The 13,944-nt window shown below is 50.1% G+C and carries 16 protein-coding genes and 1 other annotated feature; of the genes, 3 read left to right on the top strand and 13 right to left on the bottom strand.

What is annotated here, in order from left to right:
• Nucleotides 1-96: 96 nt before the first annotated feature.
• The 4 genes from btuD to GW579_RS00195 form a co-directional block, all read right to left on the bottom strand.
• Nucleotides 97-858, bottom strand: coding sequence for a vitamin B12 ABC transporter ATP-binding protein BtuD (btuD, locus tag GW579_RS00210; protein ID WP_152325697.1), 762 nt, complete (start codon nt 856-858; stop codon nt 97-99).
• Between the two features lie 31 nt (nt 859-889).
• On the bottom strand, nt 890-1,441 hold the full coding sequence (locus tag GW579_RS00205; protein WP_152325696.1) for a glutathione peroxidase: 552 nt from the start codon (nt 1,439-1,441) through the stop codon (nt 890-892).
• 62 nt (nt 1,442-1,503) lie between these two features.
• The gene (btuC, locus tag GW579_RS00200; RefSeq protein ID WP_152325695.1) at nt 1,504-2,511 is read right to left on the bottom strand and encodes a vitamin B12 ABC transporter permease BtuC; all 1,008 of its coding nucleotides are present in this window, start codon (nt 2,509-2,511) and stop codon (nt 1,504-1,506) included.
• Nucleotides 2,512-2,660: 149 nt separating this feature from the next.
• A complete protein-coding gene (locus GW579_RS00195) occupies nt 2,661-3,104 on the bottom strand; it encodes a DUF2502 domain-containing protein (protein ID WP_165056880.1) in 444 nt (147 codons plus the stop codon).
• Between the two features lie 271 nt (nt 3,105-3,375).
• Between GW579_RS00195 and GW579_RS00190 the strand changes: the two genes are divergently transcribed.
• Entirely contained in the window at nt 3,376-3,531 is a 156-nt protein-coding gene (locus tag GW579_RS00190) for a hypothetical protein (RefSeq protein ID WP_165056879.1), read from the top strand.
• A gap of 339 nt (nt 3,532-3,870) precedes the next feature.
• On the opposite strand, the gene ihfA is transcribed toward GW579_RS00190, so the two are convergent.
• The 8 genes from ihfA to thrS all read right to left on the bottom strand — a co-directional run bounded on the left by ihfA (nt 3,871) and on the right by thrS (nt 11,082).
• The gene (ihfA, locus tag GW579_RS00185) at nt 3,871-4,167 is read right to left on the bottom strand and encodes an integration host factor subunit alpha (protein ID WP_004089944.1); all 297 of its coding nucleotides are present in this window, start codon (nt 4,165-4,167) and stop codon (nt 3,871-3,873) included.
• A gap of 4 nt (nt 4,168-4,171) precedes the next feature.
• Nucleotides 4,172-6,559 (bottom strand): phenylalanine--tRNA ligase subunit beta, encoded by a 2,388-nt coding sequence (pheT, locus tag GW579_RS00180; RefSeq protein ID WP_165056878.1) that lies wholly within the window; start codon nt 6,557-6,559, stop codon nt 4,172-4,174.
• 14 nt (nt 6,560-6,573) lie between these two features.
• Nucleotides 6,574-7,557, bottom strand: coding sequence for a phenylalanine--tRNA ligase subunit alpha (gene pheS, locus GW579_RS00175; RefSeq protein ID WP_152325692.1), 984 nt, complete (start codon nt 7,555-7,557; stop codon nt 6,574-6,576).
• Between the two features lie 99 nt (nt 7,558-7,656).
• Nucleotides 7,657-7,781: a sequence feature (Phe leader region), on the bottom strand.
• The gene (gene pheM / locus GW579_RS00170; protein WP_106120997.1) at nt 7,732-7,776 is read right to left on the bottom strand and encodes a pheST operon leader peptide PheM; all 45 of its coding nucleotides are present in this window, start codon (nt 7,774-7,776) and stop codon (nt 7,732-7,734) included. It overlaps the preceding feature by 45 nt.
• A gap of 125 nt (nt 7,782-7,906) precedes the next feature.
• Nucleotides 7,907-8,263, bottom strand: a complete 357-nt coding sequence (rplT, locus tag GW579_RS00165) for a 50S ribosomal protein L20 (RefSeq protein ID WP_056773451.1) — start codon at nt 8,261-8,263, stop codon at nt 7,907-7,909.
• Nucleotides 8,264-8,305: 42 nt separating this feature from the next.
• A complete protein-coding gene (gene rpmI / locus GW579_RS00160) occupies nt 8,306-8,503 on the bottom strand; it encodes a 50S ribosomal protein L35 (RefSeq protein ID WP_013576135.1) in 198 nt (65 codons plus the stop codon).
• A 95-nt stretch (nt 8,504-8,598) separates the two neighbouring features.
• Nucleotides 8,599-9,150, bottom strand: coding sequence for a translation initiation factor IF-3 (gene infC, locus GW579_RS00155; RefSeq protein ID WP_013576136.1), 552 nt, complete (start codon nt 9,148-9,150; stop codon nt 8,599-8,601).
• A 3-nt stretch (nt 9,151-9,153) separates the two neighbouring features.
• Nucleotides 9,154-11,082, bottom strand: coding sequence for a threonine--tRNA ligase (thrS, locus tag GW579_RS00150; protein ID WP_101077102.1), 1,929 nt, complete (start codon nt 11,080-11,082; stop codon nt 9,154-9,156).
• 290 nt (nt 11,083-11,372) lie between these two features.
• Here thrS and GW579_RS00145 point away from each other — a divergent pair, with 290 nt between their 5' ends.
• Nucleotides 11,373-12,056, top strand: a complete 684-nt coding sequence (locus tag GW579_RS00145; RefSeq protein WP_152325690.1) for a MarC family NAAT transporter — start codon at nt 11,373-11,375, stop codon at nt 12,054-12,056.
• Between the two features lie 24 nt (nt 12,057-12,080).
• Here GW579_RS00145 and GW579_RS00140 read toward each other — a convergent pair whose 3' ends face one another.
• Complete coding sequence (locus tag GW579_RS00140) at nt 12,081-12,716, bottom strand: transglycosylase SLT domain-containing protein (protein ID WP_152326331.1); 636 nt, start codon at nt 12,714-12,716, stop codon at nt 12,081-12,083.
• A gap of 322 nt (nt 12,717-13,038) precedes the next feature.
• Here GW579_RS00140 and GW579_RS00135 point away from each other — a divergent pair, with 322 nt between their 5' ends.
• On the top strand, nt 13,039-13,908 hold the full coding sequence (locus GW579_RS00135; RefSeq protein ID WP_152325689.1) for a fructosamine kinase family protein: 870 nt from the start codon (nt 13,039-13,041) through the stop codon (nt 13,906-13,908).
• Nucleotides 13,909-13,944: the final 36 nt, after the last annotated feature.

Genomic DNA, 13,944 nt, shown 5'->3' with positions numbered 1-13,944 from the left:
AAAAAAACTGACCACTGTATTTTTTATGAACAATATAAGCACGCCGCCAATGTTGAAAACTCAATAATTATATAATTAAAACGCTATTCATTAAACTCAGATTAATGTCGGTGTTGTCATTATCCAGCGACGCCCCGCCAGAGCATGTATCTGAAAGGGAACTTTATATACAGTAGAAAGTGCTTCTGCCTGCATAACCTCCGAACATTCACCTGCGGCGACCACTTCGCCCGCCGACATTAACCAGACCTGATGCGCGTGATGCAAGGTATGGTTCAGATCATGGTCACTGACGATAAGGGAACGTCCGGCGGCACAAAACTCAGTCAGAAGCTGATCAAGTGCCTGCTGTTGTGCAACATCCAGACTGTTTGCCGGTTCATCGAGAAACAGTAACCGACTGTCGGGATTCACCTCCGGCCAGACCTGCAATAATACCGCCGCCAGCCTGACGCGCTGCCACTCTCCACCGGAGAGATGCGTTACAGGCCGTGAAAGTTTATCGCTGAGCTGTAACGCATCACACAACCGGCCAATCGTATTTTCTAAAAGAGCCGGTGAGACGCCCGGCGGCTGATGCAATGACAGATACTGAAAGACCGGCATCAGCGACGCTGGCGTCAGTTGCTGACAGAGCCACGCACGCAGACGTGCCAGACGCGGTCCTGAGATTTCTGTCAGGTTTTCCTTGCCGATAAAAACGTCACCGTCAGAACCGGAAATCCCCGCCAGCCGGGCCAGCAGGGTACTTTTCCCCGCCCCGTTCGGGCCGATAAGGTGGATCCGGCTGCCGGACGAAACCCGGGCGCTAAACGCACGAAGACGCCCGCTAACGCTCACCTCACGACATTCCAGCATCTGCGTTCCCTGCTCTTTTATCAAAAATGGACTATTTCGCCAGTGCGGCTTTAATGGCATCAGTCAGCAGCGGATCTTCCGGCGTCATGTCCGGCGCGAAACGCCCGAGCACCGTGCCGTCGCGCCCAATCAGGAATTTTTCAAAATTCCACAGGATATTTTCCGGCTTAACAGGTTCACGACCTTTGCTGGCCAGACGTTCGTAAAACGCGCTGTCTTTCGGTTTAAGCGCTTCCGGACGGGCAGCGACCAGCGCGGAATACAGCGGATGCCGGTGCTCGCCGTTAACGTCAATTTTGCTGAACATCGGGAATTTCACGCCAAAATTCGTGGTACAGAAGGTTTTGATTTCATCTTCTGTACCCGGTTCCTGCGCACCAAACTCGTTGCACGGGAACCCGAGAACTTCAAAACCTTCCGGATGTAATTCCTGATAAAGGCTTTCCAGCCCTTCGTACTGCTTGGTCAGGCCACACTGCGACGCCACGTTAACAACCAGAAGTACCGAACCTTTGTAAGCGCCCAACGTTGTTGTTTCGCCGTCGATGGTTTTCAGGGAAATATCAAAAATAGTGTTACTCATCGTTTAGTCCTGAGTTTTGTGGGTTAGGTAAAGGAAGAGCATAGCCGACCCTTCAGAAAGGATCAGCGGATTTGTCCGTTTCTGACCAGCAGCCAGATAAACACCGGTGCGCCGAGCGTGGCGGTCACGACGCCGACGGGCAGCTCCGCCGCATATAAACCAATGCGCGCGATAACATCGGCCAGCAGCAACACTGCCGCTCCGCTCAGGGCGCAGGCCGGCAGCAAGCGGCGCTGATCGGTGATCCCGCAAAGCCGGAGAATATGTGGAATAACCAGCCCGATAAAACCGATCACTCCGGCCAGCGCCACGCTGATGCCCACCATCCAGCCGACCGAAAGTACCAGAATAAACCGCCAGGCGCGGAGGGATATCCCCAGTTGCTGTGCCTGTTGCGTACCCAGGGAAAGTAAATTGAGCGACTTTCCCTGAAAGATAAGCCACAGGAGAACCGGCAGCAGCATCGCGCCCAGCCAGATCTGATTCCAGTCCACGCCGCCAAATCCGCCCATCATCCAGTACATCAGCTGGCGCAGATCGAGGTTGTCGCTGAAATAAATCGCCCACGTCATGAGCGCACTGCACACAATCCCAATCGCAACACCAACCAGCAGCATCCGCGCATTGGTCAACAGGCGTTTTCGCGCAACATACAAAAGAAAAGCCGTCACAATCAGCGCGCCCGCGACGGCTGCGATACTCATGGCCCAGACCGGCATAAATCCGTGACTGAGCATCACACAAAAAACCAGCGCCACGCCCGCGCCGTTTGCAACACCAAGCAAACCGGGTTCTGCAAGCGGGTTTTCAAACAGCGACTGCATAACCGATCCGGCAACAGCCAGGCTTGCGCCGACCAGAATCACCGCAATCGCCCGGGGCAGACGCAGCTGCCAGACGAAAAGACGCGCCTCGCTGCTCAGCCATTGATCCGGCCAAAGCCAGCGCTCACCCGCACTCAGGCTGAGCACACCAATCAGCAGCAGCAATACGCTCAGCCCGGAGAGCCAGAGACGGTCGCGTGATTTTTGTTGGTGTTCGAGAGCAGAAAAAGTCTGCGGGATAGGCATGAATATCGGATTCCTGAGGCTGAATTCCGGTGGCTGGAATTTTACTATCCTACCGATATTAGGCAGTTAGCTCCACAACAGGGAAGCAGAAATGAAAAAAGCCGGTGACTGAGCACCGGCTTAGGAAGTATTTTTCGTTCACCGGGCAATTAATGCCCCTGATGACTGTCCGGCGGGATCGGCTGACCGTTCCCGTGTTGATCATTATGTTGATCGTTATGACCGCCCTGCTGGCCGTTGCCGCCAGGATGACCGTTGTTGTTCCCATGGTGATCGCCGCCGTTTGGACGGCCCTGATCATGTGGCTGCGGTCTTGGCGGTGGATTCGAATGCCTGCGCTGTGGCGGCTTGGAATCCCAGCGATCGCCATGCCAGTACATGCCATGCTCATTACGGTCACCGTAATGATGGCCCTGATGCTCGTGCCACCACTGCGGCGGACGCCAGTCATAGCCATCCCAGTAGTAGCCGCGCTGATCCTGATCCCCGAGGTGGAGCGTTACGCCAGGGACATTAACGTCAATAGAAACATTTGCCTGCGCGATCACAGGCAATGCCAGTGCACAACAAAGCAATAAGAGAGATTTTTTCACGATGGTCACGCCTTCTTTATTTTTTATGACGTGTTTTTTATATCAGCAGGCAAAAGAAGTGAACATGAGAAATAAGCGTATTTTCGGATAACTTGCCGAGCCCTTACAATAAAAATACAAATATATCCTGATTGAAATAACTCAACAGGATGAAGATTATTATCTATTCAAATCTTATTACGACTCTAACAAATCTTAACGTAAGTCTGACAACAACGTTGTTGCGATCTCTTTATACTCGCCTTGTTTATTCAAATAAAGGATGTCTCATATGCGTCGTATTTTAGCTTTATTTAGCGTAGCTCTGGTCGTCGTCAGCCTCAGTGGCTGTTTATTCCCGCCGTTCTGGGGCCCTGGTGGTGGCGGTCACGGTGGTGGTCATGGCGGCGGTGGCCCTGGTGGACCGCGTATGTTCTACAACCATTAATTTAACTTTCTAATCTGACTCGTATATTTTCAGGTCACTCGTCGGGAGAATAAATGCGTGCGCATTTTAACCTGAACATATTGAGCTATTTAACTTAAGGGGCTTCGGCTCCTTTTTTAATTATCATCACTTACACATCAATTGGTAATTACGTTCCATTCCAGACTTGAAATTTAATCTATCAGACTAATCCTGAAGCGCCCACCCCTTTAACACTATCTTTTCACTTTCTGTGCTAATAACTTAAAAGCGTAAAATCCCCCGCCGAACTTACGTGAGGATGATCACAAAAAATAGGTAAAAAAAAGGCCGCTTTCGCGACCTTTTTGATGATTTTACTTATTCTTTCGGAGTGGCATTCTCAACACGACTTTTCAATTTCTGTCCCGGACGGAAAGTCACCACACGACGCGCCGTGATCGGAATATCTTCGCCGGTTTTCGGGTTACGTCCCGGACGTTGGTTTTTGTCACGCAGATCAAAGTTGCCAAAGCCAGACAGTTTTACTTGCTCGCCATTTTCCAAAGCACGACGGACTTCTTCGAAAAATATTTCAACAAGGTCTTTGGCATCCCGTTTGCTCAGCCCGAGCTTCTCAAACAGGTGTTCTGACATTTCAGCTTTAGTAAGCGCCATAGGTTCAATCCCTCAAGGATGCTTGGAATCGCTGTTTTAGAGCCTCTACGCATTTTGCAACGGTAGCGGCGATCTCCTCTTCTTCCAGTGTACGGGCGGTATCCTGCAACACCAGACTGATAGCCAGGCTCTTATAACCCTCAGCTACGCCCTTGCCACGGTACACATCAAACAAGTTTACGCCAACTACCTGATTTGCGCCAACTTTCTTGCACTCTGCCAAAATATCGTCTGCGGGCACGTTTTCAGCCACAACAACAGCGATGTCACGACGGTTCGCCGGGAAGCGGGAAATCTCTTTCGCATCAGGCAGTACGCGGTCTGCGACCTTATTCCATAACAGTTCGAAGACAACAGTACGGCCATTGAGATCGAGTTTACGTTCCAGTTCCGGGTGTACTACACCAATGAAACCAATACGTTCGCCGTGTAAATAAATCGCTGCGCTCTGCCCAGGGTGCAGTGCAGGATTTGCTTCAACCTTGAACTGTACATCGTTCATTTTGCCGGTAAGCTCAAGAATAGCCTCAAGATCACCTTTCAAATCGTAGTAGTCAACTGCCTGACGCGCCAGATCCCAATGCTCTTCATTTTTCGTACCGGAGATCACACCGGACAGCATGACGTCCTGACGGATACCCAAATCGGCTTGTGTATCAGGCACAAAGCGCAGGCCGCTTTCAAATAAGCGCACGCGACTTTGCTGACGATTTTGGTTATTGACTACCGCACTCAGCAGACCAGACCACAGAGAAAGACGCATTGCCGACATTTCTACCGAGATCGGGCTTGGCAGAATCAGCGCTTCTTCACCCGGATGCAGCAGAGCCTGAACTTTTGGATCAACAAAACTATAGGTGATCGCTTCCTGGAAACCACGGTCAACCAGCAGATTTTTCACACGTTTGAGTGACAAATTCGCTTCACGGTGTTTAGTCATCACCAGGCTGGCTTTCACCGGGACATCTGGAATGTTGCTGTAGCCGTAAACACGCGCCACTTCTTCCACCAGGTCTTCTTCAATTTGCATATCGAAACGCCAGCTTGGCGCGACAGCGACCCAGTGATCGCCATAATGCTGAACCTGACAGCCCAGACGGGTCAGAATGTCCGTTACCTGCGCATCTTCAACGTGATGCCCAATCAGGCGATCCAATTTTTCGCGACGCAGGGTAATGGTTGCAGCTTTCGGCAAGTCAACTTCTGACGTTACGTCGATAACCGGACCCGCTTCGCCACCACAAATGCTCAGCAGTAACGCGGTTGCACGTTCGATGGCTTTGAATTGCAGTTGTGGGTCAACGCCACGTTCATAACGGTGCGAAGCGTCGGTGTGCAGACCCTGACGGCGCGCGCGGCCGGTGATAGACAGCGGAGCAAAGAATGCAGATTCCAGCAGCACGTCCTGAGTTTCATCGTTCACACCAGAATGTTCACCACCGAAAATCCCAGCCATCGCCAGTGCTTTACCGTGATCGGCGATCACCAACGTGTCTTCGTTCAGTTTAGCTTCAGTGCCATCAAGCAGAGTCAGCGCTTCATCTTTTTTCGCCATACGCACAACGATACCACCGTCGATACGGTTCAGGTCGAAGGCGTGCATTGGCTGACCGAGTTCAAGCAGCACATAGTTTGTGATATCGACGACGGCATCGATTGAACGCGTCCCACAACGGCGCAGTTTTTCACGCATCCACAATGGCGTAGGCGCCTTAACGTTGATGCCTTTGACTACGCGGCCCAGATAACGCGGACAAGCCTGAGGAGCCTGAACATCGATAGAAATAGCAGTATCAATAGTGGCTTTAACCGGATTCATTTCCGGCTCAACCAGCGGGAGCTGGTTAATCACCGCAACGTCACGCGCCACGCCCAGAATACCCAGGCAATCCGCACGGTTTGGCGTCACGCTGATTTCAATAGTCGTGTCGTCCAGTTTCAGGAATTCACGAATATCGGTGCCAACAGGCGCATCAAGCGGTAACTCGATGATGCCATCGTGATCATCTGAAATCGCCAGTTCAGAGAATGAACACAGCATGCCTTCAGACGGTTCGCCACGCAGTTTGGCTGCCTTGATTTTGAAATCACCCGGCAATACCGCGCCCACGGTGGCGACAGCAACTTTAAGGCCCTGACGGCAGTTTGGTGCACCACAAACGATGTCCAGCAGACGGTCGCCGCCGACGTTTACTTTTGTTACGCGCAGTTTGTCTGCATTCGGATGCTGACCACATTCGACCACTTCACCCACTACGACGCCGTTGAAAGCGCCCGCGACAGGTTCAACGCCATCGACTTCCAGGCCAGCCATGGTGATTTGGTCTGATAATGCTTCGCTGCTGATGGCTGGGTTTACCCACTCACGCAACCAGAGTTCACTGAATTTCATGTGATATTCCCGCCTTACTTAAACTGTTTGAGGAAACGCAGATCGTTTTCGAAGAATGCACGCAGATCGGTCACGCCATAACGCAGCATGGTCAGACGTTCCATCCCCATACCGAAGGCAAAACCAGAATACACTTCCGGATCAATACCGACGTTACGTAATACGTTCGGGTGCACCATGCCGCAACCCAGCACTTCCAGCCATTTCCCGTTTTTGCCCATAACGTCAACTTCCGCAGAAGGCTCGGTGAACGGGAAATAAGAAGGACGGAAACGGATCTGCAAATCAGCTTCAAAGAAGTTGTTAAGGAAATCGTGCAGCGTGCCTTTCAGGTTGGAGAAGCTGATGTCTTTATCAACAATCAGGCCTTCCATCTGATGGAACATCGGGGTGTGAGTCTGGTCGTAATCGTTACGATAAACGCGGCCCGGCGCGATAATACGGATTGGCGGTTGCTGATCTTTCATCGTGCGGATCTGAACGCCGGACGTCTGAGTACGCAGCAGGCGCTTAGCGTCAAACCAGAAAGTGTCGTGGTCAGCACGGGCCGGGTGGTGGCCGGGGATATTCAGAGCATCGAAGTTATGATAGTCATCTTCAATTTCCGGACCGGTTTCCACGGTAAAGCCGAGTTCGCCGAAGAAAGTTTCAATGCGGTCGATAGTACGGGTCACCGGATGCAAACCGCCGTTTTCGATACGACGGCCTGGCAGGGAAACATCAATCGTTTCTTCTGCAAGACGCGCATTCAGCACAGCGGATTCCAGCGTATTTTTCCGCGCATTCAGGGCTTCCTGAACCTGCGTTTTCGCTTCGTTGATCACTGCGCCTGCTGCCGGACGTTCTTCCGCTGGCAGTTCACGGAGGGTCGTCATCTGGAGTGTCAGGTGGCCTTTCTTACCCAGATATTCGACACGCACGTTATCCAGCGCGGCGATATCCTGAGCACTCTCTACGGCTGCCTTGGCATTGGCAACCAGCTCTGCGAGATGTGGCATTGCTTTCCTCTTCTTCTGGCCAATATGGCCCGATGTAAAATAACCGTTATTAATCAGGGGCGCGATTTTGACCCTGAACCTTAGTGTATAAAGCACAGATACAAAAAAGCCTCCACAAGGGAGGCTTAGGCGCTACTTTTCGTTTCTTCTCTTACGCGCGAAAGCCTTCCTGAGTCAGGCGCTAAAGTAAAAAAAGAAACGGAAAATAGCAGCATTCATGCTTGCGTTACCTTAATGATTGTCTTTCTTGTGCATGGACGTAAACGGGACTGTCAGTATTAAACAACGAATCAGCCTGTTTTTAAACACAAAATATAAAAGAGGGAGCAAGCTCCCTCTTTCACCTGACTTACGCCAGTGCTGCTTTCGCTTTTTCGACCAGAGCGGCAAATACCACTTTGTCGAATACTGCGATGTCAGCCAAGATCTTACGGTCAATTTCAATGGAAGCTTTTTTCAAGCCGTTAATGAATTTGCTGTAAGACATGTCGTTCTGACGAGCTGCTGCGTTGATACGCGCGATCCACAGCTGACGGAACTGACGTTTCTTTTGACGACGGTCACGGTAAGCGTATTGACCAGCTTTGATAACAGCCTGGAATGCAACACGATATACGCGAGAACGGGCACCGTAGTAACCTTTCGCCTGTTTTAAGATTTTCTTGTGACGTGCACGTGCAATCACACCACGTTTTACGCGAGCCATATGCTCTCCTGAGTTTTATATTCTAGATTAAAAAAAGTGTATTTATGCGTACGGCAGACATGCAGAGACCAGACCCAAATCGTTCTTGGATACCAGGCCTTTTGGACGCAAGTGACGTTTACGCTTAGTAGCTTTTTTGGTCAGAATATGACGCAGGTTTGCGTGCTTACGCTTAAAACCACCGTTGGCGGTTTTTTTGAAGCGTTTAGCGGCGCCGCGTACTGTTTTGATCTTTGGCATTTTAAATTCCACTTCGCATTGTTATTAACATGAATCAGAAAGGCGAATCCAGCATACGCGGTGCGAACACCGCGTAGCAGGATTACTTGGAAGCCTTACTGTTTCTTCTTAGGTGCGAGCACCATGATCATCTGACGACCTTCGATCTTCGTAGGGAAGGATTCGACAACGGCCAGTTCAGAATCTTCACACAGGTCTTTACGGACGCGGTTAAGCACTTCCATACCGATCTGTTGGTGCGCCATTTCACGCCCACGGAAACGCAGGGTGATTTTAGCTTTATCGCCATCTTCCAGAAAGCGAATCAGGTTGCGTAGTTTGACCTGATAGTCGCCATCATCGGTACCAGGTCGGAATTTGATTTCCTTAACCTGAATAACTTTTTGTTTCTTTTTCTGCTCTTTGGTCGACTTGCTCTTCTCGTAGAGGAATTTGCCGTAATCCATGATTCGACAAACTGGCGGCTCGGCATTCGGACTGATTTCTACTAAATCGACGCCCGCTTCCTCAGCTTTTTCAAGAGCTTCATTCAGACTGACAATACCAATCTGCTCGCCATCGACGCCGGTGAGGCGAACTTCTTGCGCGCGAATCTCTTTGTTAATGCGATTAGGACGCGCCGGTTGAACTCGTTTTCCGCCTTTAATACTTTATTCCTCCAGTTGATGAAGACTTCTGCTGCGGATTTCCGCCAGCAGTTTGTCAACGACTTCGCTAACATCCATGCTTCCTAAGTCTTTGCCGCGGCGGGTACGAACAGCAACTTTGCCTGATTCGACCTCTTTATCGCCACAAACTAACATGTAAGGAACACGGCGCAGCGTGTGTTCGCGGATTTTAAAGCCAATCTTCTCATTTCTCAAGTCGGCTTTAACGCGAATGCCTGCATCTTGCAGTTTTTTAGTTAATTCTTCGACATACGGCGCTTGTGAATCAGTAATGTTCATGATCACAACTTGCACCGGCGCCATCCAGGTCGGGAAGAACCCGGCGTATTCTTCGGTCAGAATACCGATGAAGCGCTCCATGGAACCCAGAATAGCACGGTGAATCATTACCGGGACCTGACGGTCGTTGCTTTCGCCAATATAGGAGGCGTTCAAGCGACCTGGTAATGAAAAGTCGAGCTGCACGGTACCACACTGCCACGCACGATCCAAACAATCGTGCAAGGTAAATTCAATTTTCGGACCGTAGAACGCACCTTCACCCGGCTGATATTCGAATTCAATCTTGTTTTCGGTCAGTGCTGCGGCCAGGTCATCTTCTGCCTTAGTCCACATTTCATCAGTACCAATGCGCTTCTCAGGACGGGTGGACAGTTTCACCACGATCTTTTCGAAACCAAAAGTGCTGTACATGTCATAGACCATGCGAATACAGCTGTTCACTTCGTCACGAACCTGCTCTTCAGTACAGAAGATGTGGGCGTCGTCCTGAGTGAAACCACGAACACGCATCAGGCCATGCAATGCGCCCGATGGCTCATTACGGTGACAGCTGCCGAACTCGGCCATACGCAGCGGCAGGTCTCGGTAGGACTTCAGACCCTGGTTGAAGATCTGAACGTGACCCGGACAGTTCATCGGTTTGATGCAGTATTCACGGTTTTCAGAAGACGTGGTGAACATCGCTTCTTTGTAGTTTTCCCAATGACCTGTTTTTTCCCACAGTACGCGGTCCATCATGAACGGACCTTTGACTTCCTGATAGTCATAAGACTTCAGTTTCATACGTACGAAGGCTTCAAGCTCACGGAAAATAGTCCAGCCGTCGTTGTGCCAGAACACCATGCCCGGCGCTTCTTCCTGCATGTGATACAGGTCGAGTTGCTTACCGATTTTACGGTGATCGCGTTTTCCGGCTTCTTCCAGACGCTGAATGTAGGCATTCAGTTGCTTTTTGTCTGCCCAGGCAGTGCCGTAGATACGTTGCAACATTTTATTGTCGCTGTTGCCACGCCAGTAAGCACCGGATGTTTTCTGCAGTTTGAAATGATGGCAGAAACGCATGTTCGGTACGTGCGGGCCGCGGCACATATCGACGTATTCTTCATGATGATACAGGCCCGGACGATCATCATGGCTGATGTTTTCATCCAGAATCGCGACTTTGTATTCTTCACCACGGCTTGCAAAGGTATCGCGCGCTTCCTGCCAGCTGACTTTCTTTTTAATAACGTCGTAATTCTTTTCAGCCAGTTCGTGCATGCGCTTTTCAAGCAGTTCAATGTCTTCCTGAGTGAGCGTACGATCTAAATCGACGTCATAATAGAAGCCATTATCGATAACCGGGCCGATAGCCATTTTGGTGTCTGGCCACAATTGTTTGATGGCATGACCCAAAAGGTGCGCACAAGAGTGACGCAAAATTTCAAGACCGGCTTCGTCTTTAGCGGTGATGATCGCCAGTTGCGCGTCGGTTTCAATCAGATCGGTTGCATCAACCAGTTCGCCGTTAACACGACCAGCGATACAGGCTTTCGCCAGACCAGGACCGATATCGAGAGCAACATCAAGAGGTGAAACGGGGCGATCAAAAACGCGCTGGCTTCCATCAGGAAGAGTAATGACAGGCATGTTAATTCCTTAATCTACAGTGGTGCCCCACACGACAGAGCACATCTAGAAAAATATTTGAGTTTAATTTCATGTAGTTATTCACGCTATTCAGCTTTACTTTGCCAAATATAGGCACCCTGGAATACATCACGTAATTGTATCGGGATACGACGTGAAAACAGACAGCGAGTTTACCACCCGTAAAGTGCGAATTTCCAGCAACCTGTGTTGCTTAAGATGGATATTTTTCGTGTAATCCCCTCCGGACACGCTAAGGTAAACATAAACGCTTTTTAAAAGGGAAATTTATGTCAGAAGTCAGCCTGTTATTCCAGGCCATCGGATTGGGTTTAGTGGTGATTCTTCCGCTGGCAAATCCGTTAACCACCGTTGCCCTTTTGCTTGGGCTATCCGGAAACATGACAGCTCAGGAGCGAAATCAGCAGTCACTGATGGCCTCGGTATATGTTTTCATTATCATGATGGTCGCCTACTACGCCGGACAACTGGTGATGAATACATTCGGGATTTCAATTCCCGGCTTGCGTATTGCGGGCGGTCTGATTGTCACATTTATCGGTTTCCGAATGCTTTTCCCTCAGCAACACGTTGAAGAGAAAGTACTTATGGAGAATAAAACCGAGGAGATGAAACGACAGGATTCACCGAATATCGCGTTTGTACCGCTCGCGATGCCCAGCACCGCGGGTCCGGGTACTATTGCGATGATTATCAGCAGCGCATCAACCATCAGAGAAGGTTCAGATTTTCCTCACTGGGTAATTTTAGTGGCGCCGGTGCTGATTTTCTTTCTGGTCAGCCTGATTTTATGGCTCACATTACGCAGTGCGGGCGGCATTATGCGTCTGGTTGGGAAAAGCGGGATTGAAGCAATTTCACGGCTGATGGGATTCTTGCTGGTCTGTATGGGCGTGCAGTTTGTGATTAACGGCGTGACTGAAATTATTTCTCATTTCCCGCCAGCAGCCTGATTCGCTACTGACGGGAAACGGAACTTAACGCATCGCCAGATAGGCGCTGTTCACTTTCCACAAATAACGCGGAGCCTGAGGCGCCGGATGTTTCTGCTGCACATGCTGGTAAAACTCTTGCGGAGACATCTGATTAATTTTCGCAATTGCGTATGTTTTATCTTTCGCGAAGGTTCTCAGTAATGCTCCAGCCCCGTTAACGTAGGCCACCGTCGTTGCATAACGACGGGTTTCCGGATTACTGATCCCCGCCAGCTGCTGCTGGAGGATACTCAGATACGCCGTGCCCAAGTCGATATTCATCGCGGGATCTTTCAGTTCATGAGCGCTGGGCTGCCCGTAACGTCCTTTCATCCGGTAGGCATCGCGTCCTGCCGTTGAGGCCTTTAGCTGCATTAACCCAATCGCATTCGATTTACTGACAACGGTTGGGTTATATCCAGATTCAACCTGAATGATTGCTTTAACAAGTGTTTCGTCGACGCCGTAAGTATTTGCCGCCTGGTGAATAACATCACCATAAGGCCCCGGATGCATTAATGAAGTTTCGCTTTGTATGGGTGGCGATGGATTCAAAAAATGCGTGGTTTTAACCGGTGTTTCTTTAGCGCAACCCGCCAGTAAAAGCGCGGCCATCAAATAAAGAATTTTTGGTTTCACGTTTTCTCTCTCGCGACTGGGACGAGGGCTAGCATATACATCTTCTTCCCACACCTGAATATATTTTTAGTCTATTATTATTATTGTTTTGTTAAACAAGGGGGTTAGACACATGTCGATAAGACAATTCCGCATATAAAACCTCTTTTGCGTCACATATTCTGAAATTAACAGATTCATTGATTACACTCTCAGTTCAGCTACGACACAATTCGCATAAATTAACAGCATCATCTGATTCAGCCGTGCGCGGGATCGGGTTTTTGAACCAAAAAAAACGCTAACTTAATGAATTATCGGGCCAGTCAGAAGGGGTGATACCATGTGGCAAGCCGTCAATCGTTTGTTGAGTGAACACCTGGGCAGTGCTGAAATCCGCGAACGTGTTGAACTGCCGGGAGGAGAAATTCACCCGGCCTGGCGGTTGAGCTACGGTGACAGGGATGTATTCGTGAAGTGCAATGCGCGCGAAATGCTCCCTATTTTCGCGGCTGAAGCCGATCAGCTCGCACTGCTTGCCCGAAGTCAGACGGTTCGCGTGCCAGAGGTTTATGGTGTTGGCAGCGATCGTGACTACAGTTTCCTGCTGCTGGAATATATCCCGCAAAAGCCTCTGGATGCCCATAACGCCTACATTTTAGGGCAGCAACTTGCCGCGTTACATCAGTGGAGCGAGCAACTGCAATTCGGTCTTGATTTCGATAATGAGCTGGCGACCCTGCCGCAACCCAACAGCTGGCAGCGGCGCTGGGCGACATTCTTTGCCGAACAGCGTATCGGCTGGCAGTTGCAACTGGCGGCGGAAAAAGGAATGACGTTCGGCAATATCGAAGATATCACAGCAATGGTTCATGCCCGCTTACAGAACCATCAGCCTCAACCTTCTTTATTACACGGCGATTTATGGCCGCACAACTGTGGCCTTTCCGAACACGGACCGGTCATTTTCGACCCCGCCTGTTACTGGGGCGACAGGGAATGCGATCTGGCTATGCTTCCGCTGTATCCTAATGTTCCGCCACAATTATATGACGGTTATCAAAGCAGAACGCCGCTTCCGGATGACTTCATTTCAAGACAGCCAATCTACCAGTTATATTACCTGCTAAATCGCAGTAATTTATTCGGAGGGCAGCACCTCGTTGTTGCTCAGCGCGCTATTGAAAGACTTCTCCATGACGATATTAATTAGCCTGGTAAATGTTTTACTGCATAAACAAATAAGGCC

Origin of the sequence: Rahnella contaminans (genome assembly GCF_011065485.1) — a bacterium.
GTDB classification, from domain to species: Bacteria; Pseudomonadota; Gammaproteobacteria; order Enterobacterales; family Enterobacteriaceae; genus Rahnella; species Rahnella contaminans.
Note: the sequence above shows the minus strand (reverse complement) of the source record. Positions and strands in the feature narration are given on the sequence as shown.